Origin of the sequence: Streptomyces sp. PsTaAH-137 (assembly GCF_003259365.1) — a bacterium.
Lineage (GTDB): Bacteria > Actinomycetota > Actinomycetes > Streptomycetales > Streptomycetaceae > Streptomyces.
Map to the genome: position 1 here is coordinate 178658 of NZ_QLLY01000001.1, position 26035 is coordinate 204692.

The 26035-nt window shown below is 72.3% G+C and carries 19 protein-coding genes; 11 read left to right on the forward strand and 8 right to left on the reverse strand.

Translation table 11 applies throughout. From position 1 onward, the window contains the following. Positions 1 to 27 precede the first annotated feature (27 nt). Positions 28 to 450 carry a PPOX class F420-dependent oxidoreductase gene (locus tag K377_RS00730; protein ID WP_111661081.1) on the forward strand — a complete coding sequence of 141 codons (423 nt, stop codon included), beginning with the start codon at positions 28 to 30 and terminating at the stop codon, positions 448 to 450. A gap of 2 nt (positions 451 to 452) precedes the next feature. Here K377_RS00730 and K377_RS00735 read toward each other — a convergent pair whose 3' ends face one another. Then, entirely contained in the window at positions 453 to 1508 is a 1056-nt protein-coding gene (locus tag K377_RS00735; protein WP_111661082.1) for a biotin/lipoate A/B protein ligase family protein, read from the reverse strand. Positions 1509 to 1780: 272 nt separating this feature from the next. Here K377_RS00735 and K377_RS00740 point away from each other — a divergent pair, with 272 nt between their 5' ends. The 5 genes from K377_RS00740 (at position 1781) to K377_RS00760 (ending at position 8419) form a co-directional block, all read left to right on the forward strand. Further along, positions 1781 to 2779, forward strand: a complete 999-nt coding sequence (locus K377_RS00740; protein ID WP_258394940.1) for a LacI family DNA-binding transcriptional regulator — start codon at positions 1781 to 1783, stop codon at positions 2777 to 2779. 125 nt (positions 2780 to 2904) lie between these two features. Beyond that, on the forward strand, positions 2905 to 4242 hold the full coding sequence (locus K377_RS00745; protein ID WP_111661083.1) for an extracellular solute-binding protein: 1338 nt from the start codon (positions 2905 to 2907) through the stop codon (positions 4240 to 4242). A gap of 6 nt (positions 4243 to 4248) precedes the next feature. Next, positions 4249 to 5253, forward strand: coding sequence for a carbohydrate ABC transporter permease (locus K377_RS00750; RefSeq protein WP_111661589.1), 1005 nt, complete (start codon positions 4249 to 4251; stop codon positions 5251 to 5253). Positions 5254 to 5375: 122 nt separating this feature from the next. Continuing rightward, positions 5376 to 6140, forward strand: a complete 765-nt coding sequence (locus K377_RS00755) for a carbohydrate ABC transporter permease (protein ID WP_237551881.1) — start codon at positions 5376 to 5378, stop codon at positions 6138 to 6140. A 50-nt stretch (positions 6141 to 6190) separates the two neighbouring features. Then, positions 6191 to 8419 (forward strand): glycoside hydrolase family 3 N-terminal domain-containing protein, encoded by a 2229-nt coding sequence (locus K377_RS00760; RefSeq protein ID WP_111661085.1) that lies wholly within the window; start codon positions 6191 to 6193, stop codon positions 8417 to 8419. Between the two features lie 181 nt (positions 8420 to 8600). On the opposite strand, the gene K377_RS00765 is transcribed toward K377_RS00760, so the two are convergent. From K377_RS00765 to prcB, 4 genes are all read right to left on the reverse strand, one after another. Then, positions 8601 to 9389: a helix-turn-helix transcriptional regulator gene (locus tag K377_RS00765; protein ID WP_111661086.1), complete on the reverse strand. Its 789-nt coding sequence runs from the start codon at positions 9387 to 9389 to the stop codon at positions 8601 to 8603. 348 nt (positions 9390 to 9737) lie between these two features. Then, a complete protein-coding gene (locus tag K377_RS00770) occupies positions 9738 to 11903 on the reverse strand; it encodes a DEAD/DEAH box helicase (RefSeq protein WP_111661087.1) in 2166 nt (721 codons plus the stop codon). A gap of 246 nt (positions 11904 to 12149) precedes the next feature. Then, positions 12150 to 13943 carry an ABC transporter ATP-binding protein gene (locus K377_RS00775; RefSeq protein WP_111661088.1) on the reverse strand — a complete coding sequence of 598 codons (1794 nt, stop codon included), beginning with the start codon at positions 13941 to 13943 and terminating at the stop codon, positions 12150 to 12152. An 83-nt stretch (positions 13944 to 14026) separates the two neighbouring features. Then, a complete protein-coding gene (gene prcB, locus K377_RS00780; RefSeq protein ID WP_111661089.1) occupies positions 14027 to 14854 on the reverse strand; it encodes a proteasome subunit beta in 828 nt (275 codons plus the stop codon). Positions 14855 to 14971: 117 nt separating this feature from the next. Here prcB and K377_RS00785 point away from each other — a divergent pair, with 117 nt between their 5' ends. From K377_RS00785 to K377_RS00795, 3 genes are all read left to right on the forward strand, one after another. After that, entirely contained in the window at positions 14972 to 15712 is a 741-nt protein-coding gene (locus K377_RS00785) for a Mut7-C RNAse domain-containing protein (protein WP_111661090.1), read from the forward strand. A 230-nt stretch (positions 15713 to 15942) separates the two neighbouring features. Continuing rightward, positions 15943 to 17487, forward strand: a complete 1545-nt coding sequence (locus K377_RS00790) for a polysaccharide lyase family 1 protein (protein WP_111661091.1) — start codon at positions 15943 to 15945, stop codon at positions 17485 to 17487. An 86-nt stretch (positions 17488 to 17573) separates the two neighbouring features. Next, positions 17574 to 18113, forward strand: a complete 540-nt coding sequence (locus K377_RS00795; RefSeq protein ID WP_258394941.1) for a hypothetical protein — start codon at positions 17574 to 17576, stop codon at positions 18111 to 18113. A 3-nt stretch (positions 18114 to 18116) separates the two neighbouring features. Here K377_RS00795 and K377_RS00800 read toward each other — a convergent pair whose 3' ends face one another. From K377_RS00800 to K377_RS00810, 3 genes are all read right to left on the reverse strand, one after another. After that, positions 18117 to 20273, reverse strand: coding sequence for a PQQ-binding-like beta-propeller repeat protein (locus tag K377_RS00800; protein WP_111661092.1), 2157 nt, complete (start codon positions 20271 to 20273; stop codon positions 18117 to 18119). Positions 20274 to 20364: 91 nt separating this feature from the next. Further along, the gene (locus K377_RS42115; protein WP_237551858.1) at positions 20365 to 21864 is read right to left on the reverse strand and encodes a hypothetical protein; all 1500 of its coding nucleotides are present in this window, start codon (positions 21862 to 21864) and stop codon (positions 20365 to 20367) included. Between the two features lie 158 nt (positions 21865 to 22022). Then, complete coding sequence (locus tag K377_RS00810) at positions 22023 to 23270, reverse strand: MFS transporter (RefSeq protein ID WP_111661094.1); 1248 nt, start codon at positions 23268 to 23270, stop codon at positions 22023 to 22025. 160 nt (positions 23271 to 23430) lie between these two features. On the opposite strand from K377_RS00810, the gene K377_RS00815 reads away from it, so the two are divergent. Both K377_RS00815 and K377_RS00820 read left to right on the forward strand, forming a co-directional pair. Then, positions 23431 to 24126, forward strand: coding sequence for a FadR/GntR family transcriptional regulator (locus tag K377_RS00815; RefSeq protein ID WP_111661095.1), 696 nt, complete (start codon positions 23431 to 23433; stop codon positions 24124 to 24126). Between the two features lie 66 nt (positions 24127 to 24192). After that, positions 24193 to 25833 carry a cytochrome bc complex cytochrome b subunit gene (locus K377_RS00820; RefSeq protein WP_111661096.1) on the forward strand — a complete coding sequence of 547 codons (1641 nt, stop codon included), beginning with the start codon at positions 24193 to 24195 and terminating at the stop codon, positions 25831 to 25833. Positions 25834 to 26035: the final 202 nt, after the last annotated feature.

Here is a 26035-nt window from a genome sequence, read left to right on the forward strand (position 1 = left end):
AGGACATTCCGTAGGACAGGAGAGACCGTGTCCAAGCCCCCGCTGCCCGACGACGCCGTCACCATGCTGAGCCGCGCCAACCCCTGCACCGTCACCACGCTGCGCTCCGACGGCGCGCCCGTCTCCACCGCGACCTGGTACCTGTGGGAGGACGGCCGGATCCTGCTCAGCATGGACGAGGGCCGGGTGCGCCTGAAGCATCTGCGCCGCGATCCCCGGCTCACCCTCACCGTCCTCGACAAGGACGACTGGTACACCCACGTCAGCCTCATCGGCCGGGCGGTGGAATTGCGCCCCGACGAGGGTCTGGCGGACATCGACCGGATCGCCCGGCTCTACACGGGCGGCCCCTACCCGGACCGGGTGCGCAGCCGGGTCACCGCGGTCGTGGAGATCGACCGGTGGCACGGGTGGGGCACCTTCCGCGACAGCGACCAGGCGTCGACGTAGCCCTACGGCACCCGAGCGGTCCACTCCGGGGTGCCGAACTTCGTCCGCACCAGTTCCTCGGCCCGCGCCAGCTCGGCCTCGGTGACCTCGCCGTCGGTCAGCCCGTACCGCCCCCGGAACGAGTCGATCATGCGGGTGATGACCTCCTCGCGCGGCAGCCCCGTCTGCCGGCGCAGGGGGTCGACCCGCTTCTTGGCGCTCTTCGTGCCCTTGTCGGAGAGCTTCTCGCGGCCGATGCGCAGCACCTCGGTCATCTTGTCCGCGTCGATGTCGTAGGACATGGTCACGTGGTGCAGCACCGCGCCCTGCCCGGCGGCGACCCGCTTCTGCGCGGCGCCCGCGACCTTGCCGACGTCCGTGGCGATGTCGTTCAGCGGCTGGTACCAGGCCTTGATGCCCATGTCGGAGAGCGCGTCGAGCACCCAGTCGTCGAGATAGGCGTAACTGTCCTGGAAGGAGAGCCCGGAGACCAGTGACTCGGGCACGGCCAGCGAGTACGTGATCGTGGACGTCGGCTCGGCGAACATCGCGCCGCCGCCCGAGATCCGGCGCACGACGTCCACCCCGTGCCGCGCGACGCCCTCCTGGTCCACCTCGTTGCGCAGCGACTGGAAGCTGCCGATGATCACCGCCGGGCGGTCCCACTCCCAGACCCGCAGCGTCGGCGGACGGTGCCCGAGCGCGACCTGTTCCACCATCACCTCGTCCAGGGCCATGTGCAGCACCGGCGACTGCGGGGCGTCGTGGATCAGCTGCCAGTCGAAGTCCCGCCAGTCCGTGGCGCGGGCGAGCGCGCGCCGCACGGCGGTGGCGACGCCCTCGGTGGTCAGGCCCAGCATGACCGTCCCGGCGGGCAGCGCCGCGTCGATGCGGGCGGTCAGCGCCGCCGTGTCCGCGTCGGCCGGGGCGCCCTTCAGTGCGGCGTCGATCGCGGGCAGCGCCTCGTCGGGTTCCAGGAAGAAGTCACCGGCGACCCGGACTTCGCTGAGGACACCGTCGGCCACCTCCACATCGACCACGACCAGCTTGCCGCCGGGGATCTTGTACTCGCCGTGCACTGTGGGCCGCCTTCCACCGCGGGACGCTCGTATTTCGGCCAACGCTAACCGGAAGGCGGACATTCCGGTGCCGACACGGTGTCCGAGAATTTCCGGAACACTTCCGGTAGCGTCGCCGCAAGGTGAAGCCGCCGGTCCGCGACGTGTCCTACGGTTCTCCGCAAGGCGCCCGGAGGCTCTTTCGGGCGGAGTTGTCGACGGAGGTGGGGAACGTGGCCGGGGATGGCGCTCAGCGCAGGACAGCCACGCGGCGCCCGGACGGGCCGGCCAAGGTGACGATCACCGATATCGCACGGGAGGCCGGGGTCTCCGTACCCACCGTCTCCCGTGTCGTGAACGGACGCTCCGACGTCTCGCCCGCCACCCGGGCCCGCGTCGAGGACCTGCTGCACCGGCACGGCTACCGGCGCCGCCCGCCCGCGCCCGGCGACCGCGCCGCCCTGCTCGACCTGGTCTTCAACGATCTGGACAGCCCCTGGGCCGTCGAGATCATCCGGGGCGTGGAGGAGGTCGCGCACGAGCAGGGCGTGGGCACGGTCGTCTCCGCGATCCACGACCGGGCGGGCGACGCACGCCAGTGGATGACCAATCTGCGGGCCCGCGCCTCGGACGGCGTGATCCTCGTGACGTCCGTGCTCGAACCGGGCCTCCACGACGAACTGCGGCGCCTGGGCGTGCCGTTGGTGGTGATCGACCCGGCCGGCTCGCCCACCTCGGAGATGCCGACGATCGGCGCGACCAACTGGGCGGGCGGCATGGCCGCGACCGAGCATCTGCTGGAACTCGGGCACCGCAGGATCGGGTTCATCGCGGGCCCGCCCCGGCTGCTGTGCTCACGGGCCCGGCTCGACGGCTACCGCGCCGCGCTCGACGTGGCGGGCGTGCCGGTGGACGACGACCTGATCGTGCCCGGCGACTTCTACCACGAGTCCGGGTTCACCGGCGCCGGCCACCTCCTCGACCTGGCGGAACCGCCCACCGCGGTCTTCGCCTCCAGCGACCAGATGGCGCTCGGCGCGATCGAGGCGCTGCGCCGGCGCGGCCTGCGCGTGCCCGAGGACCTGAGCGTCGTCGGCTTCGACGACCTGCCGGAGGTCCGCTGGTCCTCGCCGCCCCTCACCACCGTCCGCCAACCCCTGTCCGACATGGGCAAGTTGGCGGCCCGTGCCGTGCTCGACCTGGCGCGCTCCGTCGAACCGGCTTCGCCGCGCGTCGAGTTGGCGACGGAACTCGTGGTCAGGGCCAGCACGGCGGCCCCGCGTACGGCCTGAGCCGCCGGACCCCACCGGGGGTGTCAACGGCCCTTTTCGTCAAGGGCGTTGACACCCCCGTCGCATGCCCGTAACTTCCGTGGCCATCTCCCGATAATTTTCGGATCGCTTCCGGAAGGTGCGCCATGCCAGCCACTGCTCCGCCGTCTTCGCCCGAGTCTTCGCCCACGTCCTCGTTCTCGTTCTCCCGCCGTCGGTTCCTCGGCGTGGTCTCCGTCGCCGGACTGGGCACGGCCGTGCTCACGGCCTGCGGGGGCTCCGACTCCGGCGGGACCGACAGCCAGGGCAGGACCGTCTTCGAGTGGTGGCACATCCAGACCAACGACCCAGGCAAGAGCCTGTGGGCCGAGCAGGCCAAGGCGTTCGAGAAGGCGCACCCCAAGGTCAGGATCAAGGTCGTGACCCTGGAGAACGACGCCTTCAAGTCGAAGATGACCGCCCTGGTCAGCTCCGGCAAGCTGCCTGACCTGTACAACACCTGGGGCGGCGGGGTGCTCAAGCAGCAGATCGACGCCGGTCTCACCGAGGACATCACCGACCGGGTCAGGGACTGGATCGGCGAACTCGTGCCCGCCGCCCGGGCGGCCTACGAGTTCGACGGCAGAACGTACGCCGTCCCGAACGACATCGGCGCCGTCGGCTTCTGGTACAACAAGGCGCTCTTCAAGAAGGCGAAGATCGACGGCCCGCCGGAGACGTGGACCGAGTTCCTCGACGCCGTCCGCAAGCTGAAGGCCGCGGGCGTCACCCCGATCGCCCTCGCCGGCAAGGAGAAATGGCCCGGCATGTACTACTGGGCCTACCTCGCGATCCGGATCGCCGGGATCGACGGCATGCAGAAGGCCGCCGACGCCAAGGACTTCACCGGCGACGACTTCGTGAAGGCGGGCGAGCACGTCAAGGAACTGGCCGACCTCGGGCCGTTCCAGAAGGGCTTCCTCGGCGCCGCGTACGCGGGCCCGACCGGCCAGGCCGCCACGATGGGCAACGCCGGGGCGGCGATGGAACTGATGGGCCAGTGGGCGCCCGGTACCCAGAAGGCCGAGGGCAAGGGCATCGGCGACGACCTCGGCTTCTTCCCGTTCCCCTCGGTCGACGGCGGCACGGGCAAGTCCACCGACGTGTTCGGCGGAGGCGGCGGCTACGCGCTGCGCAAGGGCGGCCCGAAGGAGGCCGTCGACTTCCTGAAGTTCTTCGTCAGCGCCGACACCAACCGCGAGCTGGTCAAGGGCGCCGGAGTGATCCCGGTGAACAAGGCCGCCCAGGACGCCCTCACCGACCCCAACCTCAAGGCCGTCTCCGACCTGCTGAACGCCGCCACCGGCTTTCAGCTCTACCTCGATCAGGCCTACCCGCCGGCCGTCGGCCAGGAGGTCAACGACTCGGTGGCCGCCCTCATCGCGGGCTCCAAATCCCCCGAGCAGGTCACCCGTTCCATCACCCAGGTCGCCAAGAGCCAGTAAATGACGATGACTTCTTCGACCCGGACCGACGAGACCGCTGACCCGCGCCCCGCCGTGAGCAAGGTGCCGCCGGCCGGTCGGGAGGGGAACCGGCGGCCCCTGGCCCGGCGGGCGCGCGACTGGCTGACCGCCTTCCTCTTCACCGTCCCCGGCCTCATCCTCTTCACCGTCTTCGTGATCGTCCCGATCCTGTACGCGGGATACGTCTCCCTCTTCAACTGGGGCGGCTTCGGCTCGCCCTCGGACTTCGCGGGCCTGGACAACTTCAGCCGCCTCTTCCAGGACCCGGTCTTCCTCGGCGACCTCTGGCGCGGACTGCTCCTGGTCCTGCTCTCGCTCGGCCTGCAACTGCCGTTCGCGCTCGCCATGGCCGTGCTCCTCAACCAGAAGCTGCGCGGCCGCGCCGTCTACCGGATGCTGTTCTTCGCCCCGTACGTGCTGTCGGAGGTCATCACCGGCGTCCTGTTCAGCATGATCTTCGCGCCGGACAGCGGGCTCGCCGACAAGGTGCTCGGCTCGGTCGGCCTCGACGGGGCGGGCGGCCTGTGGTTCTCCGGCCAGAACACCGTCATGGCCACCCTCTTCCTGGTCATGACCTGGAAGTACTTCGGCTTCCACATGATGCTCTACCTGGCCGGACTGCAAGGTGTCCCGCCCGAACTCACCGAGGCCGCCCGGATCGACGGCGCGAACGCCTGGCAGCGCTTCCGCCACGTCACCCTGCCGCTGCTCGGACCCACGCTCCGGATGAGCGTCTTCCTCTCCGTGATCGGCGCGATCCAGCTCTTCGACCTGGTGTGGGTGGCCACCCAGGGCGGGCCCGACCACCACTCCGAGACGATGGCGGTCACCATGTTCCAGTTCGGCTTCAAGCGCTACCAGATGGGGTACGCCAGCGCGATCTCCATCGTCATGTTCCTCATCAGCCTCGTCTTCGCGGTCATCTACCAGCGCTACGTGCTGCGCCGCGACACCGAAGGCGCCCTCACGACCATGCGAGGAGCCCGATGAGCACCCAGACCGCCCGGACGCCCGTGCCCTCCTCGGGCGCGCTCACCGCACGCACCGCCGCGCGCCGCCGCCGACTGCGCTCGGTCCCGCTGTACGTGACCGTGTGGGTGATCGGCGTCGTCATGATCACGCCGCTGCTCTACGCGCTCGTCTCCGGCTTCAAGTCCACCGACCAGCTCTCCGCGAACACCTTCGGCCTGCCCTCGCCGTGGGTGGTCCACAACTACACGTCGATCCTCCAGGACAGCGTGTTCTGGCGCGCGCTCGGCTCGTCGACGCTCATCGCCGTCGGCACCACCGCCCTGACCGTCGGGGTGGCGGCGCTCGCCGCGTTCGCCCTCGCCCGATTCGCCTTCCGAGGGCGCGAGTTCCTCTTCACGCTGTTCACCGTCGGCCTGATGTTCCCGTTCGCCGTCGCGATCCTGCCGCTGTTCGTGCTGCTCCGCACCTTCGGCCTGCTCGACAACCCGTGGGGCGTGATCCTGCCGCAGGCCGCGTTCGGCCTGCCCATGACCATCGTCATCCTCCGCAACTTCTTCCGGGAGATCCCCGGCGAACTGGAGGAGGCGGCCACCCTCGACGGCTGCTCGGCGTTCGGCTTCTTCTGGCGGATCCTGCTGCCGATGGCCCGCCCCGCGCTCGGCACCGTCTCCGTCCTGGCCGTCGTCACCAGCTGGAACAACTTCCTGCTGCCGCTGCTGGTGTTCAGCGAACCCACCTGGTGGACGATCCCCGTCGGCGTCCAGCAGTTCCAGGGCCAGTACTCGGCCGACACCGCCCGTGTCTTCGCGTACCTGGTCCTGTCCATGGTGCCCGCGCTCGCCTTCTACGCCGTCGCCGAACGGCAGTTGATCGGCGGCATCACGATGGGCGCGACCAAGGGCTGACCCCCGCCGTCGACCGCCGCTTCCCGCACATCCCGTACCTGAGGAGTTCCATGGTCGAGCCCTGGCAGGACACCGCACTGCCCGCCCACGTCCGGGCGGCGGACCTGCTCGCCCGGATGACCCCCGAGGAGAAGGCCGCCCAGCTGTCCAGCGTGTGGCTCGGCACCGAGGACGACAGCGGCGCCGTCGAGGTGGCGCCGGGGCAGCACGCCTACGCCGACCGCTCCGCCGCCCTCGACAGCCTGCTGCCGTACGGGCTCGGGCACCTGACCCGCCCCTTCGGCACCGTGCCCGTCGAACCGGCCGAGGGGGCCGCCCGGCTCGCCGCGCTCCAGCGCACGATCCGCGCGGGCAACCGCTTCGCCCTGCCCGCCCTCGCCCACGAGGAATGCCTCACCGGATTCACCGCCTGGCAGGCCACCGTCTTCCCGACCCCGCTGGCCTGGGGCGCTACCTTCGACCCGGCCCTGGTCACCGACATGGCGCAGGCGATCGGCACGTCGATGCGCGCGGTCGGCATCCACCAGGGGCTCGCCCCCGTCCTCGACGTCGTACGGGACCCCCGCTGGGGCCGCACCGAGGAGTCCATCGGCGAGGACCCCTACCTCGTCGGCACCATCGGCACCGCCTACGTCCGCGGCCTTGAAGCAGCCGGCATCGTCGCCACCCTCAAGCACTTCGCCGCCTACTCGGCCTCCCGCGCCGCCCGCAACCACGCGCCCGCGTCGGTCGGCCCCCGCGAACTCGCCGACGTCCTGCTCCCACCGTTCGAGATGGCGGTCCGCGACGGAGGCGCCCGGTCCGTGATGCCCGCCTACAACGACATCGACGGCGTCCCCGGCCACGCCAACACCGGACTGCTCACCCAACTCCTGCGTGAAACCTGGCAGTTCACCGGCACGGTCGTCTCCGACTACTTCGGCCTGTCGTTCCTGGAGTCCGCCCACCGCGTCGCGGAGTCGACCACGGACGCCGCCCGGCTCGCCCTCGCAGCCGGAGTGGACGTGGAACTGCCCGCCGCCCGCTGCGTCGACATCACCGACCTGCCCGCCGACGCGCTCCTCGACCGGGCCGCGCTGCGCGTCCTGACCCAGAAGTGCGAACTCGGCCTGCTCGACCCGGACTGGGAACCGGTCACCGGCGACGCCACCGTCGACCTCGACCCGCCGCACATGCGGGACCTCGCCCGCCGCCTCGCCGAGGAATCGGTGGTGCTCCTCGCCAACGGCTCCGGCGTCCTCCCACTGCCCGCCGCCCCGCGCCTCGCCGTCGTCGGCCCGCTCGCCGACGAACAGGCCGCGATGCTCGGCTGCTACACGTTCCCCCGGCACGTCGGCGTCAACCACCCCGAACTCCCGTCGGGTGTAGAGGTGTTGACCCTCGCCGAGGCCTTGCGCGCGGAGCTGCCCGACGCCGTGTTCGTCGCCGATCCGGCGGACGCGGATCTCTGCCTCGCCGTGGTCGGCGACCGCTCGGGCCTGTTCGGGCGCGGCTCCTCGGGGGAGGGCTGCGACGCCGCCGACCTCGAACTCCCCTACGTGCAGAGGGAGATCATCGATGCCGCGCTCGCCTCCGGGACGTCCACCGTCGTCGTCGTGCTCAGCGGGCGGCCCTACGCGCTCGGCCGCTGGGCGGACCGGGCCGCCGCCGTCGTCCAGGCGTTCTTCCCCGGCCAGGAGGGCGGCGCCGCCGTCGCCGGTGTGCTGAGCGGCCGCGTCGACCCGTCCGGGCGGCTCCCCGTCGGCGTACCGCGCCATCCCGGCGGTCAGCCCGCCCCGTATCTGGCGCCGCCGCTCGGCCGGCACGGCGACCCCAGCAATGTGGACCCGACGCCGCTGCATCCCTTCGGCCACGGCCTGTCGTACACCACGTTCAGCTGGGACGCCCCGCACTGCGACAGCCCCGAACTCGCCACCGACGGCGAGACGACGCTCCGGTTCACCGTCCGCAACACCGGCGACCGGCCCGGCACCGAGGTCGTCCAGCTCTACCTGCACGACCCGGTCGGCTCCGTCGCCCGCCCCGAGGTCCGGCTCGTCGGCTACGCACGGGTGCCGCTCGACGCCGGGGCGAGCGCCGAGGTGCAGGCCACCTTCCCGGCCGACCTGGCCGCGTACACCGGCGCCGACGGCCGCCGCACCGTCGAACCCGGCGCCCTCGAACTACGCGTCTCGGCTTCCGCCGAACACGTCCACCACATCGTGCCGCTCACCCTCACGGGCCCGGTGCGCGAGGTGGGGCACGAGCGCCGGATGCGGTGCGAGATGCGGGTCAAGTAGCTTTTTGAGGCGGTTCGTTCGTCTGCGGGTGCGCTGTGGCTGGCCGCGCAGTTCCCCGCGCCCCCGAAACGAGCTCCGCTCGTCCGGGGGAGGCTGCGCGAAGCGACTGTCTCAGGGGCGCGGGGAACCGCGCGAGAAGCCCCACCGGCCGTCAGCCGAACGACACCCGGATGTCCCGGCATCAGCGCGGCGCCGGGCTCTGGATGAGATGCGCCGCGTGATGGACGATCAGCTGCAACCCACCGGGCAGCCGCGACGTCGTCACCAGAACCGACGCCTCGCCGTACAACGGATGCCGCAACCGCCGCGCCGACGCCTCGGCCGGCAGCCGGGGCGAACGCGAGCGCCACAGCCCGGCCCCCAGCGGATCGGCGGCGATCCGTCCCGCGAGCGCCTGCAGCGTGGCGTCGGCCGGGATCTGCGCGAGGGCCGCGCGAACCCGGGCGACGGCATCGGCGCGGACCTCGTCGACATCGGCGAAGCGCCGCCCCGCGCCGTCGGTGAGCAGCCACAGCACGAGATTGCGGTCCCCGTCGGCCGCCCTGCCCGGGTCGCCGAAGAGCCGCGCCACCGACGCGTTCGCCGCCAGTACATTCCACGCGTGGTCCGTGATCAGCGCCGGGTTGGGCTCCATCAGGTCGATGTGAGCCAGCTCCTCGATGCTCGGCCGGCGTCGCTCCACGAGGTCGTACGGGGTGACGTCCGGGTCCGCCGCGAGCAGCAGGAAGGTTTCGCGCGGCTGTCCGGTCAGACCGAGACCGCCCGCCACGCGCTTGAGGCCGCCGAGGTCGATGCCGTGCCCCGCGCCCCGCTCCAGCGCCGTGTAGCGGTGCTCCGCCAGGCCCGTGGCGCGTGCCGCCTGCTCCACCGTCAGCCCCAGGGTCTGTCTCCGGCGTGTCAACAGACCGCTCAGTTGCGCGGCGCGCGGGTCGTCACAGTGCGTGATCCCGTGCCCCCGGTCGGATGCCATGGTCTCCCCCTTGTCGGCGCTGCCGTACGGGCAGGTGGTGCGGATGCGGACATGGGTGATGATGCGGACCGACGGCGCCCCGGTTCATCATCACGGGCAGTTATCACTCGTAAGAGGTGCCCGAGGCGGGTTCGTTCGGTGAGCGGGGCGTGAACTGGGGCGTCGGCCGCGGGTGCCGGTGCGCCGGAGCGCGTGCCGTCCGGCGGGCGACAGCGGAGCGTGAGCGGGCGCCGCGCGCGGGCGGCTAGCCGGGTGCACGGCCTCGTACTGGACGTACTCGGCCTTGTGCCCGGTGCGGCGAGGGCGCGTGCCGGGCTTCGCGGGGCAGGAGGGATCTGGGAGACAGGCCTAGGACTCGTCCCGCACGCCGAGGCGGGCCCGTTCCTCCGCCACGATCCGCCGGGCCAGCTCCGCGTCCGACACGTCGAACGCGTCCGGACTCGCCTCCGCCGTGGCGCTGCGGCGCGCGTACGCGTCGAACAGCCGGTCCTTGGTGGTGAGGATCCGCACCATGCGCTCGTCGACCCCGCCCGGCGCGAGCAGCCGGTGCACCCGGACCGAGCGCACCTGTCCGATCCGGTGCGCCCGCGCCACGGCCTGGTGCTCCAGGGTCGGCTTGATCTGCGGCTCGCACAGGATCACCACGGACGCGGCCTGGATGTTGAGCCCGATCCCCGCCGCCTGGATCTGCGCCACCAGCACGGCGGGCCCGGACTCGGCCGAGAACGCGTCGACGAGCGCCTGCCTGCGCGCGGGCGGCACACCCCCGGTCAGCGGCCCGAACACCGGGCCGCCGGTGCGGGGTTCGGCATCCAGGGTGCCGTGCACCGCGTCCAGGACATCGCGGAAGTAGGAGAACACCACCACCTTGGCGCCGTTCTCACCCGCCTCTCGTACGAGCTCGCGCAGCCGCTGGAGCTTGGCGGACTTCTCGGGGCGGGCGTAGGCGGCGCGGCGCATCGCCATGAAGTTCCCGGCGGCCACCGCCGCGCGGTAGGCCTCTTCGTCCGACGCGCTCAGCTCCTCCCACTCGTCGGTGTGCTGGAGGCTGGGCAGTTCGGTCAGCACGTCGTCCTGGTTGCGGCGCAGATAGACGGGCGCGACCGCGGTGCGGAAGGCCACCGACCCGGCGAGCCCGGCCTCCGTGTCGAGCCGGTCCGCGAGCGCGGGGTCCAGCATCCGCACCAGGCTGCGGAATTCGGTGACCCGGTTCTCCATCGGGGTGCCGGTCATCAGCAGGACCCGCTCGCAGCGCGCCGCCCACCCGGCGACCGCCTGCGCCCGCAGGGTCTGCGGATTCTTCACGGCGTGCGCCTCGTCGACGACGAGCATGCCGAGCTCGCCGCCGCCGGGCGCGGGGAAACCGCGCAGGGCGTCGAAGGTGGTGACGGCGACGCCGCCGCGCCCCTTCCAGTCGGCGAACGCGTCCTGCCGCCCCGGCCCGTGCAGCGGCACGGCGCGCAGCCGGCTGCGCGTCTCGATCTCCCGCGTCCAGTTGACCAGGACCCCGGCCGGGCACACCACCATGAAGTGGCTCTGCCCCTCGGCGGCGAGATGCGTGAGCACGGCGAGCGCCTGGACGGTCTTGCCCAGGCCCATCTCGTCGCCGAGGACCACCCGGCGCCGGGCGAGCACGAAGCGCGCGCCGAACGTCTGGTAGCCGCGCAGCGACACCCGGAGCCCGGTGTCGGTGAGCTGCTGCGTCCGCACCTCGTCGGCGATGCCTGCGGGCAGGAACCCCTCGGCCGCCTCCGTGTCGGGGGCCTGCCCGGCGATCTCCCCGAGCACCCCGTAGTACTCGGCGGCGCGCAGCTCGAAGTCGACCCAGGCAGCGGCCTCGGACGCGGGTCCGCGCAGCAGGTCCACGGACGCCTGGGCGAGCAGCTCGCCGGTTCCGGCCCGCGCCGCCTCCTCGGTGATCCCGCGTACCTCGGCCACGGCCGCCAGGGCCCGCGCCCGCCCCTCCCGCCCGGTGACCAGCATCCGCAGCCGCCCGGCGACGGGCCGGGCCGCCTCCAGGAGCGGGCCGAGCCGCCGGTCGAGCGTGCCGGCCTCGGTCACCGCCCGCCGCCCGTCCGGGCCCGCCGCCACCAGGACGTGCAGGGCGGCGACGAGCGCCGTCGTGCGCGGCTCGGGCCGGTCCACGTCGATGTGCACGGCGGCGCTCTCGCGCACGGCGTCCGCGAGCCGTCGCGCCGCGCCCAGGAGATGGACCGACGTCACCCGTCCCACGCCGGGGATCTGCTGGAGCCGCCCCGGCCCGGCGTCGAGCACCTGCCGGACCGTGCGCAGTCCGCTCTCCTCGACGGGGTCGAGCCGCAGCCTGCCCTCGGTCGCCTCCTGGAGCCGGGACACCGGCATCGCGTCGAGCGTCTGCGTCACCTCGTCGTCGAGGAGCGGCGCCAGCGCCTCCCGCGCGGCCCGCACCGCCCGCTCGTGATCGTCCAGCAGCGACCGTGCCGCGGTGTGCAGCCGAACGCCACCCGCGACCACCTCCCGCTCCGCGCGCCCCATCCGCCCCGGCTCCTCTCCCTCGGTCCCGCATCCTCTCACCGGGGGCATCGACCGGCGCGCTCCGGACGTCTGCCTTCTGCCCGGTCGACCGAACGCACGCTGGGAAATCGAGCGGCGCCGTTCCGCACCGGGAGCGCCCTCGTCGAGCACGCCCGCGGCACCGTCGGCGACTGGTGCGACCCGGCCGACGGCGCCGCGGTCGTCGCCGCCGCGCACGCGGGCACGTACGCGCTCTGCCGGAACGGCTCAGGCGGCCGGCTGGAGACGGGCGTACACCCCACCCCTGGCCAGGAGTTCGGCGTGCGTGCCGGTCTCCGCGATCCGGCCGCCCTCCATCACCACGATGCGATCGGCGCCCCGGATCGTGGAGAGCCGGTGCGCGACCACGAACACGGTCCGGCCGTGCACGAGCCGGGCCAGCGCCTCCTGGACCAGTGCCTCGGAGCGGTTGTCGAGCGCCGACGTCGCCTCGTCGAGCACCAGGACGCGCGGATCGCGGATCAGCGCCCGCGCGATGGCGAGCCGCTGCCGCTGGCCGCCGGACAGCCGTGCGCCGCGCTCCCCGACGACCGTGTCCAGACCGAGCGGCAGCCGCCGCACGAACTCCAGTGCGTTCGCGTCCCGCAGCGCCGCCAGCAGCGTCTCCTCGTCGGTGTCGCCGAGGCCGTACGTGACGTTGTCGCGGATGCTCCCCTCGAACAGGATCGACTCCTGTGGGACCACCGACAGGAACCGCCGGTAGCTGCGCAGATCCAGGCCCGCCATGTCCGTGCCGTCCAGCAGGATCCGGCCCGAGGTCGGCCGGATGAACCCGATCAGCAGGTTCAGCACCGTCGACTTGCCCGCGCCGGACGCGCCGACCAGCGCGATCGTCTCGCCGGGCCGCGCGCTGAGCGTGAACCCGCTGACGGCGGGCTCCTCCGGTTTGTCGTCGTAGGAGAAACCGACGGCATCGAAGTCGATCCGGCCCGTGACCCGCTCCACGGCCGACTTGCCCGCGTTGCGCTCCAGGTCCGGCGCCTGCAACACCTCGCCCGCCGAGCGCACCGACTCAAGTCCCTTGCTGATCACGGGAGCCAGGCCGAGCAGCGTCGTCACCGAGCCCGTCAGGATCGTGAAGAACGAACTCAGCATCACCACGTCACCGGGCGACACCGGCAGCCAGCCGTGGTACGCCACCAGCGCCGAACCCGTCAGGCAGGCGACACCGAGGATGTTCAGCAGCACCCAGGCCGCCGAGTTGAAGCGGCCGTTGACGGTGTCGAGCCGCACTCCGGCGGCGAACACCTGGCGCAGCGAGCCGTCGACCCGGCCCAGCGCCGTGCGCTCCAGGCCGTGCGCGCGGGTGATGGGGATCAGTGTCGTCATCTCGCCGACCTTCGTGGAGAGTTGCTCCACCTCACGGCGGAACTCCTCGTTGTGGCTGCGCATCCGCATCCGCAGCCGCATGACGAGCAGGCCCGCCACGGGGACGACGACGAGGAACACGGGCAGGAACGCGGGCACCCGTACTGCGATGACCACGAGACCGCCGATGAGCGTGACCACGGCGCCCAGGCCCATGTCGGCGCTCTGCTGCACCATCTGCTCCACCGACTCGACGTCCCTGACCACCTTGGCCTGCAGGACACTTGAGCTGACCCGGGAGTGGTAGCCGATGTCCAGCTGCTGCATCCGGCGGCACAGCGCCGAGCGCAGCGTGGTGCCCATCCGGCGGATGCTGCCGGCGAGCAGTCGCACGTACCACTGGTGCAGCGGATAGTTGATCACCAGGATGAAAAGGAGCACGCCGGTGGCCTGCCACAGCCGGTCCTGCGGCCCGTGCTGCACCACCACGTCCAGGACCACCGCGGTGATCATCGGCAGCAGCCAGATCGGGCTGTGCTTGACGACGAAGAGACCGACCGCGCCGAGGAGCCGGCCGCGGTCGGGACGGAAGAGGTGGCCGAGGGTGCGCAGAGGGTTCTCGCCGCGGTAGCGGTGGTCGAGGTGGTCGAAGTCGGGGGCGGTGTGCGGATCGGCAGAAAGCGGTTGCTGCATGGCACGATCTCACCCCGTACGGCGCCGCGCATCAACCCCCTTCTGCTGGAAGGGGGTTACGCACGTCCGCCTGCGGGCTCGCTTCAGAGCAGCGGCGCCCTCGGCCCCTCCGGCGCCACCGCCCGCGCCGCCACCACCGACGCGGCCACGGCCCGCACCTCCTCCTCCGGCACCGGCCGGTAACCGTCCTCCGTGACCAGGGCGACCGACGGATAGATGTGCCGGCTCAGATCGGGGCCGCCGGTCGCCGAGTCGTCGTCCGCCGCGTCGTACAGCGCCTGCACGGCCACCGTCGTCGCGTCCGCCGCGGACAGCCCCGGCCGGTACAGCTTCTTCAACGCCCCGCGCGCATAAGGGGATCCGGACCCGTCGCAGTGGAAGCCGACCGCCTCGTACGGACCGCCGGTGACATCGAAACTGAAGACGCGGCCCGCGCCCCGCGCGGTGTCGTACCCGGCGAGCAGCGGCACCACGACCAGTCCCTGCATCGCCTCCGCGAGATGGTCGCGGATCATCGCGGCCAGCCGCTGCGCCTTTCCGTTGAGGGTGAGCGGTCGGCGCTCCAGCTTCTCGTAGTGCGCGAGCTCCAGTTGGAAGAGGCGGACGAGTTCCTTGGCCAGCCCGACCGTCCCGGCGAACGCCACCGCCGTGTGGTCGTCCGCCCGGCTCACCTTCTCCAGGTCGCGCTGGGCGATCACGTTGCCCATGGTGGCCCGGCGGTCTCCGGCCATCAGGACACCGCCGTCGAAGGTCAGCGCGAGCACGGTGGTGCCGTGCGGCACGTCGTGCACCGGCCCCGTACCGCGGTTCCACGGCAGGGTGTGCGGGGCGACGTGCTCGACGAAGCGGGTGAACGACGACGTGCTGCTGTCCAGGAACACGGACGGCAGGCCGCGCGGGTGCTCGGTCATGGGTGCTCGCCTTCTCTGGGTTCCTTCTGGCGGGGCGTGCTGGTGCTCCGTACGCCTATCTGTCCCGCAATCTGCCGCTCGGAACCTCTCTTCGCGCCATCGTGGCATCCTGTGCCGATGAACGGTCCGGAGATCCTCGTCCACGTCGCCCCCGAGCTGGGCCTTTTCGTGCCCCGAGCCTTCCGCGGCGGCGCGCCCGCCCCGCTCACCGTCGACGGCGTCTCCACGCTCGGGCACGTCGTCGAGTCGCTGGGGGTGCCGCTCACCGAGGCCGGCACGCTGCTCGTGGACGGCTCCGAGACGGGCGCCGCGCACATTCCGGCGGCGGGGGAGCGGGTCGAGGTGCGTGCCGTGGCCCGGCCGCAGGAGGTGCCCGGCGCCCCGCTCCGCTTCCTCCTCGACGTCCACCTCGGCACCCTCGCCCGCCGCATGCGGCTGCTCGGCGTCGACACGGCGTACGAGGCCGTCGACATCGGCGACCCGGCCCTCGCCGCCCGCTCCGCCGCCGAACAGCGGGTCCTGCTCAGCCGCGACCGGGGCCTGCTGCGCCGCCGCGAGCTGTGGGCGGGCGCCTACGTCTACAGCGACCGGCCCGACGACCAACTCCGGGACATCCTCGGCCGGTTCGCGCCCGAGCTGTCTCCCTGGACGCGCTGCGCCGCTTGCAACGGCGCCCTGTCCGAGGCGCGCAAGGAGGACGTCGCCGACCGGCTCCAGGGCGGCACCCGGGCCGCCTATGACGTCTTCGCGCAGTGCGAGGCGTGCGCGCGCGTGTACTGGCGCGGTGCTCACCACGACCGCCTGGAAGCCATGGTGGGGGCCGCGATGGCCGAGTTCGGTCCGTCAAGCAAGGCTTAGATCAGCCGAGTTGGGATTCCCGACGCGTGCGTCCGGCACCTTGCGCACGTCACGGCAGGCCCCTATTCTCGCCGCCAGAAAGCGCTTTCTCCGCGCTTTGTTTCTGTGACGATCCGTCCCGTGGAAGCGCCCGGCCGCTTCCGGATCCGGCACAGCTGCTCCATCCCGCGGTGCCGCTCCCGGCACCCAGGAGCACCATCCGGAATCCGAGTAGGAACAGGGACACCAGCATGAGACGACGAGTCGCACGGAAGATCTACGCGGCGACGGCCGCCATGGGCGTGGCCGCCGCCACCGGCGCGATCCTGTCGATGCCCTCCGCATCGGCGGCGGTGACCGGCAGCGCCTCCGGATACGCCACCCAGAACGGCGGCACCACCGGCGGCGCCGGCGGGGCCACGGTCAGGGCCACCACCGGCACCCAGATCCACGAGGCCCTGTGCGACCGGGCCGCGAGCGACACCCCGATCACCATCGAGGTCGAAGGCACCATCAACCACGCCAACACCGCCAAGGTGTCCGGCGACAGCTGCAACACCGCCGCAGGAGTGATCGAGCTCAAGCAGATCAGCAACGTCACCCTCGTCGGCGTCGGCAGCGGAGCCGTCTTCGACCAACTGGGCATCCACGTGCGGGAGTCCAGCAACGTCATCATCCAGAACGTGACCGTCCAGAACGTCAAGAAGTCCGGCAGCCCCACCTCCAACGGCGGTGATGCCATCGGCATGGAGAGCGACGTCCACAACGTCTGGGTCGACCATGTGGACCTCATCGCCTCCGGCGGCGAGTCCGACGGCTACGACGGGCTCTTCGACCTGAAGGCCAACACCCGCTACGTCACCCTGTCGTACAGCACGCTCCGCAACTCGGGCCGCGGCGGCCTCATCAACTCCAGCGACAGCGACATCGACAGCAGCTTCGTCACCTTCCACCACAACCTGTACGAGAACATCGACTCGCGCGCACCCCTGCTGCGCGGTGGCACGGCCCACATGTACAACAACTACTACGTGAGCCTGAACGAGTCGGGCATCAACTCCCGCGTCGGAGCCAAGGCCAAGGTCGACAACAACTATTTCAAGGACTCCAAGGACGTCCTCGGCACCTTCTACACCGACCTGGCCGGATACTGGCAGGTCAGCGGCAACATCTTCGACAACGTGACCTGGTCGTCGCCCGGTGACGACACCAACCCGGCCGGACCCGCCCCGGTCTCCAACACCACGGTCTCCATCCCGTACGCGTACACCCTCGACACCGCGAGCTGTGTGCCGGACGTGGTGACGAGGACCGCCGGCGCGGACACCGGCCTCAAGGTGTCGGACGGCAACTGCTCCCCGCAGAGCCCGGATCCGACCACCACCCCGACGGCGAGCCCGACCACGCCGGAGCCGACCGAGCCCGCGGGCGCCAACCTTTCGCTGAACGCGGGCGCGGGCGCCGACGGCACCAGCAAGGCATCCGGCACCAGCTACGGCAACGTACGCGACGGAGACCTGGGCACCTCCTGGTCGCCGTCCGGCACGACCGGCGCGGTCTCCGTCAAGTGGGGCTCGGCCACCACCGTGTCCTCCGCCCGCATCCGCGAGGCGGCCGGCGCCACCGGTGCCATCGGCACCTGGCGGCTGCTGAACGCCGACACCGGAGCGGTCCTGAAGACCGGCAGCGGCGCGGGCACGATCTCCTTCACGGCCACCTCCCTGAAGAAGATCACCTTCGAGATCACCGGCGCGACCGGAACCCCGAAGGTCGCCGAGTTCGAGACGTACGCCTGATGCCCCTATGACCTGGTGCGGGGCCGCCGCCCATGATCGGATACGCTTCCGCTCCCCTGACATGTACAGCAAGAGGAGCTACGTCCGTGAAGCGGCGCCCCGCACTGGCCGGACTCACCTTGGCGCTCGTCGTCACGCTCACGGCCTGCGGCGGCGGTGACACCGGCAAGGTGACGTCGTCGTCCGGCAGCGGCAGGACGGGCAGCGTCACGGTCGACCAAGGGACACCCCGCAAGGCGCAGAGCACCAAGGTCACCGGCGTCCGCGACACCGAACGCCACGTCACCCGCAGGACCTCCACCGCCACCCGCCCGCACTACGTCAAGAAGTGCGAGACCGACACCCACCGGGTCAAGCACACCAGGCGCAGCAAGGGCCGCACCAAGACCTGGTACACGACCGAGACCGACCGCGACTGCCACAAGGTCCGCCGCGGCACCGAGAAGTACACCCGCGTCGTGCGCCGCGAACGCTGGTGCGTCCGCCTCGACGACGTCTCCGGCGCCCACGTCACGACCGGCAAGGACGACGTCTGGTTCCGGGTGCCGCACACCGAGTACAGCGACGTGCGGATCGCCGACCGGCGGGCGAAGGTGACCATCGAGCCCACTGCGCAGGGGTGTTGAGCCCTACGGGGCGTTGGTGCGCGGCCGCGCCGACGGTGCCGTCGGGGACACCGACAGCAGGCGGCCGTGTGCCGCGACCAGCAGGGTGTCGTCGACCAGGGTGAGGGACGGCGCCGAGCGCATGCCGCCGGCCTCCTTGGGGGCCGGGCGGTCCGGGCCGCGCCACTTGATGAGGCCCGTGCTCGGCTCGATCGCGGTCAGGCGGTCCTTGGCGGAGAGGAAGTAGGCCTCGTCGCGCCGCGCGTTCAGCACCGGCGCCGCGGCGGCCCCGAGGCTCTCCGGGCCGCCGGGGCGGGTCCACAGGTGGCGGGCCGAGACCGCGTCGACGGCGTCGACCTTGCCGGTGCCCAGGACGAAGTAGACGATGCCGCCCACCAGATGGGGCGTGGCGCGCGTGCTCGGGACGATGCCGGTGATCGGTGTGGTGGTCGGTTCACCGGTCGTCGCGCCGATGCGGACGAGCTTCGTGTACGAGCCCGGTTCGTCGGTCTTGTCGGTGACCAGTGCCACGATGTCGTTGCCTGCCAGCCCGATCGGCTCGACGGGGTCGGGGGTGGAGGCGAGTTGTCGCGCCGCGCCGTCGTCCTGCCCGAACCTGAGGATCCGGTGCGGGCCGTCGCCGGTCTCGCACGCGCCGTAGAGGGTGCCCCCGTACGCGTACAGGTCGCAGTCGCCCGCCGGCCGGTCGGCCCGCCACAGCTCCGTGCCGTCCGTGGCCCGCAGCGCCACGATCTGCCGGTCGCCGGGCAGGGCCGCGAAGACGGTGCCGTCGCTCATCGCCGCGAACCGCCGGGTGTTCGTCATGCCCTGCTGCCAGACGATCCCGCCGTCGGCCAGGGCGCGGCCCACGACGACGAAGCCGCCCGCCGGGGTCTTCTCCAGCGTGACCACCGTGCGGTCGGTGACGCCGAGCGGCCGGATCACGTCCTGCGGGATGCCCGTCCGCCAGGCCACCGACCCGTCGGCGGCGTCGACGCGGGCGACGGCGTGCCTGCCGTCGACGCAGTACAGCGCGTCCCCGTGGACCACACAGCCCTGGGCGTCCGCGTGCGCGCCGCTCGTCGTGGTGCCGAGCACCGTCTGCCAGGCGTGCCAGCCCGCGGGCAGCGCGGTGCTCGGGGACGGCTCGGCGTCGGAGCCGCCCGAAGCCGCGTCCGGAGCGTGCAGCAGCACCGCACCGCCGCCCACCACCACGGCGAGCCCGAGCGCGCCGCCCAGCAGCCGGAGCAGCGTACGGGGACGGCGTGCGGGCGGCGACGCGGTGGTCGCCGTCGTCGCGGACCGTGCGGCGCCGGATGTTCCGGCGGTGGCGGCCGCCGTCGGTTCGGGGCCCGGGTGGGGCGGTGCGGCGTCGGTGGTGGGCAGCCGGAGCAGTTCGGTCAGCAGGGTGTCGAGGGAGGCGCGGTCGGCCTCCTCCTTGGCCAGACACGGCTCGACGGCGGCCCGCAGCGCGTCGGGGACACCGGTCAGATCCGGCTGCTCGTGCACGACGTGATACGCGGTCAGGTACGGGCTGTCGGCGTCGAACGGGCCGCGTCCCGTCGCCGCGAACACCAGCACCGCCGCCAGCGAGAAGACATCGGACGCCGGACCCGCCGCGCGCGGGCTCTGCAACTGCTCCGGCGACATGAACGGCGGGGTGCCGAGCACCCGGCCCGTCATGGTCAGGGCCTGGTTGTCGGCGGCCCGCGAGATCCCGAAGTCGATGACGCGGGGCCCGTCCTGCGACAGCACGATGTTGGCCGGCTTCAGATCGCGGTGGACGAGCCCGGCCCGGTGGATGTCCCGCAGCGCCTCCACCAGACCGACCGCGAGATCCCGCAGCTCCCGCCCGTACAGCGCGCCCTGATCGCGCACCCGGTCGGCGAGCGTGGGCCCGTCGATGAACGCGGTCGCCATCCACGGGCGTACGGCGTCGGGGTCCGCGTCGACCACGGCCGCGGTGAACGCCCCGCTGACCCGGCGCGCGGCGGCGACCTCCTGGTGGAAGCGGCCGCGGAACTCCTCGTCGTCGGCGAACTGCTGGTGCACCACCTTGAGCGCGACCCGCCGGCCCGTCGGAGAGCCGGCCGCGTAGACGGTTCCCATGCCGCCCGAGCCGATCCGGTCGAGCAGCGTGTAGTCGCCGATCGCCTGCGGATCCTCCCCGCTCAGTGGCACTTCGCCCGCCCTTCCGCTCGCCCGTGATCTTCGCGCCACCAGCCTAGGCGACGGCTTCCACGGGCTCCGCGGGGGCGGTGGACGCGGGTGCTCAGCGCGCTCGTACCGCCCGGTCGAGTGCTTCGGCGGCGAGTTGCGCGGCCGCCCGGCGGGTCGCCGAGGAGAGCAGTTCCTCGCGGATCGGACCGCCTGCCGCGAGATGACGGTCGTAGGGCAGGTGGACCACTCCGACACCGGTCTCCCGCAGATGGCCCATGGCGGTGGCGAGATCGAGGTTCTGGTCGGGGGTGCCGGAGGTGAGGGCCACGACCGTGGAGGAGAGCGCGGAGTGCGGCAGCGCGGACAGCCAGTCGAGCACCACGCGGGTGCCGCCGACGCCCTCGACCGTCATGGGCGCGACGACGATCCGGGCGTGCGCGGTGTCCATCGCGGTCCGCGCGACCTCGCCGGGCAGCGTCTCGCAGTCCGCGACGGTCACCGCGAAGTGGCGGCGCAGGCCCAGCGTGACGGTGCGGTACGTGGGGATGTCCAGGGGAGGCCCGACCCGGCCCTGGCTCGCGGGCAGCAGCCAGCCGCCGTCCGGCAGCGGCACCAGGTATCCGGTGATGTCGAGCAGATGCATCTCCGGCGTGAGGATCTGCGCCAGCTCCGAGACGGACCAGCGCACCGTCGGCGCGCCGAGCCGCACGGCCAGCGTGCCGAGCGCGGCGTCCGCCTCCAGCGCCAGTACGGGGTCCTGCCGCTCGCGCTGCAACGTCCTGGCGACCAGCGCGGCCGCCGTCGTCTTGCCGACACCGCCCCGGATCGAGGTCACGGCGACGATCCGCCCCGACGTGACCGGCACCCGCAACTCCCGTGCCCGCTGCGCCTCCGCGCCGCCCGGCGGTGCCTTGGGCGCGGCGAGCCGCCGGATCGACTGCCCGGTCCGCCGCGCCACCGAGTCCCCGTGCACCGGCCGCCCGACGGCCTGCGCCAGGCGCGGATCGACGGTGGGCACGGACTCGGGTGCCGGGAACGGGATCGCGGGGGCGGCCGTGCGCGGGCGCACCGCGGGCACCGCACTCGTGGACACGGGCGCTGGGGGAGCGGGTGGTGCGGCCTGTGCGGCCGGTGCGGGAGGTGCGGAAGAGGGGGCGGGCGACGGTACGGGCGTCGGCTCGGCGTCCGTCGGCGGCGCGAGGGCCTGCGTCGAGAACGTGATCGTCGCCGTGTCCGGCGTCGGCTGTACGGGCGCTGACGCGGCGTCAGCCGGCCCGGTCTCCGGCCGGGCGTCGAAGGGGCTGACCGGCTCGGGCTCCGGGGCCGCGTCGGAAGCCGCGGCGGGCTCGTCGGCGCTCTCCGGCGCGGGTGCCGGCGGCGGTACGGATTCCGCGGACGGCGCGGCAGTCGTCGGCGGTACGGGTGCCGGGGCGGCCGGAGCCTCCGCGGGCTTCGCGCGTGGGGCCGGGGCGGGCCGCCGTCGGCCCGGGTTCGGGCGCGTGGGGTCCGGGTGGCGGACCGGGAGCGGGGCCTTGGCGGGCGCGGGCGCCGGGCCGCCGCCGGAGGCGGGCCCCTCCACGGGCGTCACCGCGGCACCCGGCCCATGCCCCACGGGCCGGTCCTCACGTCGAACTCCATCGGCGCACCCCCGAAATCGAGCCTCACCGGCCACACCCGCTCGTGCACGGCCCCTGCGGAACACTGGCGGCAAATCCTATCCCCCGCCCGGTGACCGCAGCGGCGAAGCCCCTCCAGGTGCGGGGCCGGCGGTCAGGCGTCGAGGTGGCGGACCCGGCCCGCGCCCACCCCGGCGATGCCCATCGGCACGCACAGCACCGCGAGCAGCGTCAGCGGCACGGTCCAGCCGCCCGTCGCGTCGTGCAGCGCGCCCAGCAGGAACGGCCCGGCCGCGGCGAGCAGATAGCCGACTCCCTGCGCCATGCCGGACATCTCCGCGGCACGCGCGGCGTCGGGGGAGCGCAGCACGATCACCGCGAGCGCCGTGCTGATCAGCAGGCCGGAGCCGAAGCCCTGCATCAGCATCCAGGCGTACGCGCCGCCGACCGGCGCCACGATCAGGCCGATGAGGGAGCCGAGGAAGAGGAGCGTGCCGACGACGGCGAACGGGACCTGGTTGCGCAGCCGGCCCACGAGCGCGGTGAAGACGAGCGAACCGGCGATGCCGACGAGGCTCATCAAGGACAGCATCCAGCCCGCCTCCGTGCTGGACATGCCCTCACTGGTCAGCATCGCGGGGATCCAGGCGGCGCACGCGTAGTACTGGAGGGACTGCAGCCCCATGGTGAGCGTGACCTGCCAGGCCAGCGGTGAACGGCGCAGGGGCGTACGGGCGGTGGGCACCGCGGCTGTCGTCGCGGGCGGGGCGTCGGGGCGGCGCAGTTGCGGCACCCACAGCAGCAGGGCGAGAGCGGAGAGGACGGCCCAGACGCCGATCGCGCCGCGCCAGCCGAGGCCGAGCGCGTCGCCCAGCGGCACCGTGACCCCGGCGGCGAGAGCGGCGCCGCAGAACAGGGCCACCGAGTACAGGCCCATCATCAGGCCGGTGTGCCGGTGGAAGTGGCGCTTGATGATGCTCGGCACCAGGACGTTGGAGAGCGAGATCGCCGCGCCGATCAGGGCTGTGCCGGCGAACAGGGCGGGCAGCCCGGGCGCGAGGCGCAGGGCGATGCCCGCCGTGAGCAGCAGCATCATCGCGCCGAGCGCCCGCGTCATGCCGATCCGGCGGGCCAGCTTCGCGGCGAACGGGGCGAGGATCCCGAAGCACAGGATCGGCAGGGTGGTCAGCAGGCCCGCCATGGATCCGCTCAGCCCCGTGGAGGCGCGTATCGCGTCCAGCTCGGGGGAGACCGCGACGACGCCGGGCCGCAGATTCATGGCGATCAGCAGGATGCCCGCGGCGAGCAGCCCTGCGACGGGCGGCGCGGGGCTCCCGGCGGCCGGGATCGCGGGTGCGGTGGTGCGGGATGGATCAGCTGATTGATCGGCAGTCTGCGGCATGCGCACCAACGTAACATCCCATGTTTCGGCCTTCCTGGATCGCATAAATGGCAATATGGGACAAATCAAGCGAGTGACGCGTCCTAGATATGGGATATTTGGCCGAGGCGCGTGAGGTGAGAACCTGCGTTCACGGAAAAGAGCGAGAGAGGCCGCCACCTTGTCCGAAGCAGCACAGCCGACCCTGGTCCAGCGGACCATCGGGCGCATCGAGCGCTCCATCGAGAGCGGCGAATGGGCCGTCGGCGACCGCATCCCGGCCGAGGGGCAGCTCGTCGAGGCGCTCGGCGTGGGGCGCAACACGGTGCGCGAGGCGGTGCGCGCGCTGTGCCACACCGGCCTGCTCGAGGCGCGGCGCGGTGACGGTACGTACGTCCGCGCGGCCAGCGATCTCAACGCCGCGCTCCAACGCCGCCTGCGCCGGGCCGAGTTGAAGCACGTACTCCAGGTGCGCCTGGCCATCGAGCGGGAGGCGGCACCGGCCGCCGCCGTCCATCGCGGCGAGGACGACCTGGCCCGCATCCTGTCCGCGTTCCTCGCCCGGCGCCGCGCCCAGGAGAGCGGCGACGCGGCCGCCTACGTCGACGCGGACCTGGAGTTCCACCGCGCCATCGTCGCCGCGAGCGGGAACCCGCTGATGGCCGAGCTGTACGAATCCCTCGTCGAGGCCGTACGGGACAGCATCGCCTCGCTGCGCCCGAGCTGGGCGCCGGAGCTCCCCGGCGCGTGCGCCCACGAGGACCTGGCCGACGCGATCGCCCGCCGCGATCCGGACGCGGCGACCAAGGCCGCCTGGGCGCACACCCAGACCGTGGAGGCCGCCATGGAGCGGATGGGGAACGCGACCCCGGACTGACCTCTGTCGAAGGCCCCGTGCGCGGCTCTACTCTGGCTGTGCCTCAACGGTCTTGAGGGGGGTCTCATGAGCGAGAGCAGCGCGCGACGGGAGCCACCGCCGAAGAGCGGTGAACGCCTCGCGGACTGGGCGGACGGCCGGCTCGGCATCTACCAGCTGGCCAAGTCCCAGATGCGGAAGGTCTTTCCCGACCACTGGTCCTACATGTTCGGCGAGATCTGCCTGTACAGCTTCATCATCCTCATACTCACCGGCACGTACCTGACGTTCTTCTTCAAACCCACCGCCGCCGAGGTCGTCTACAACGGCAGCTACGAACCGCTCAGGGGCATCCTCGTCTCCAAGGCGTACGACTCGACCCTGCACATCAGCATGGAGGTGCGCGGCGGCCTGCTGATCCGGCAGATCCACCACTGGGCCGCGCTCGTCTTCGTCGCCGCGATGCTCGCGCACATGATGCGGGTGTTCTTCACGGGCGCGTTCCGCAAGCCGCGCGAGGTCAACTGGCTTTTCGGCTGGACCCTGTTGATGCTCGGCATCGTGACCGGGCTGACCGGCTACTCGCTGCCCGACGACCTGCTCTCCGGAACCGGCCTCAAGTTCGCGCACGGCGCCATCCTGTCGGTGCCGATCGTGGGCACGTACCTCGCGTACTTCCTGTTCGGCGGCGACTTCCCCGGCGACGACTTCATCGCCCGGCTCTATCCCGTCCACATCCTGCTGCTGCCGGGCATCATGATGGGCCTGGTCACGGCCCATCTGATCCTGGTCTTCTACCACAAGCACACCCAGTTCGCGGGGCCCGGACGCAGCGAGAAGAACGTCGTCGGCGCCCCCTTCATGCCGATCTACATGGCGAAGGCGGGCGGCTTCTTCTTCCTGGTCTTCGGCGTCCTCGCGCTGATGGGCGCGGTCGCCACCATCAACCCGGTGTGGGCCTTCGGTCCCTACCGCACGGACCTCGTCACCACCGGCGCGCAGCCCGACTGGTACCTGGGCTTCTCCGAGGGGCTGATCCGGGTGATGCCGGGATGGGAGATCAACGCCTGGGGCCACACCCTCGCCCTCGGCGTGTTCATCCCGTTCTCGCTGTTCCCGCTGATCATGATGCTGATCGCCGTGTACCCGTTCCTGGAGGCGTGGGTCACCGGCGACCGGCGCGAGCACCACGTCAGCCAGCGTCCGCGCAACCATCCGGTCAGGACCGGGCTCGGCGTGGCCTGGCTGGTGCTGTACGCCGTGCTGCTGATCGGCGGCGGCAACGACATCGTGGCCACCCATCTGCGGCTCTCCATCAACGCCATCACCTGGTTCGTCCGGATCGGCTTCTTCGTCGCGCCCGTCCTCGCGTTCGTCGTCACCCGGCGGATCTGCAACGGGCTGCAGCGCCGCGACCGGGAGAAGGCGCTGCACGGCCGCGAGTCCGGCATCATCAAGCGGCTGCCGCACGGCGAGTACATCGAGGTCCACGAGCCGCTCACCCGGGCCGAGCTGTACACGCTGAACGCCCATGAGCAGCCTGCCGCCTACGAGTTGGGGCCGCGCGTCGACAACAACGGGGTGGTGCGCCGGTTCACGGTGCGGCAGCGGGTCCGAGCCCGTCTCGCCAAGGCGATGTACGGGCCCGGGACGTACGTGCCGAAGGCCACCGCGGAGGAGTATCGGGCGCTGCACGCCGGCTGGCACGAGTCCGAACGGGTGGACTGACCGGGCCCCGCCGACTGCGGCGCGGTGGGGGCTGGTCGCGCAGTTCCCCGCGCCCCTGAGATGCGCACTGCGTGCGCCATCTCATCAGAGGAGGCGGCGCGAAGCGCCTGCCTCAGGGGCGCGGGGAACTGCGCGAGAAGCGGCCGCCGGCCGTCGGTCGACGTGCGACTCAGGGGCGCGGGGAACTGCGCGAGAAGCGGCC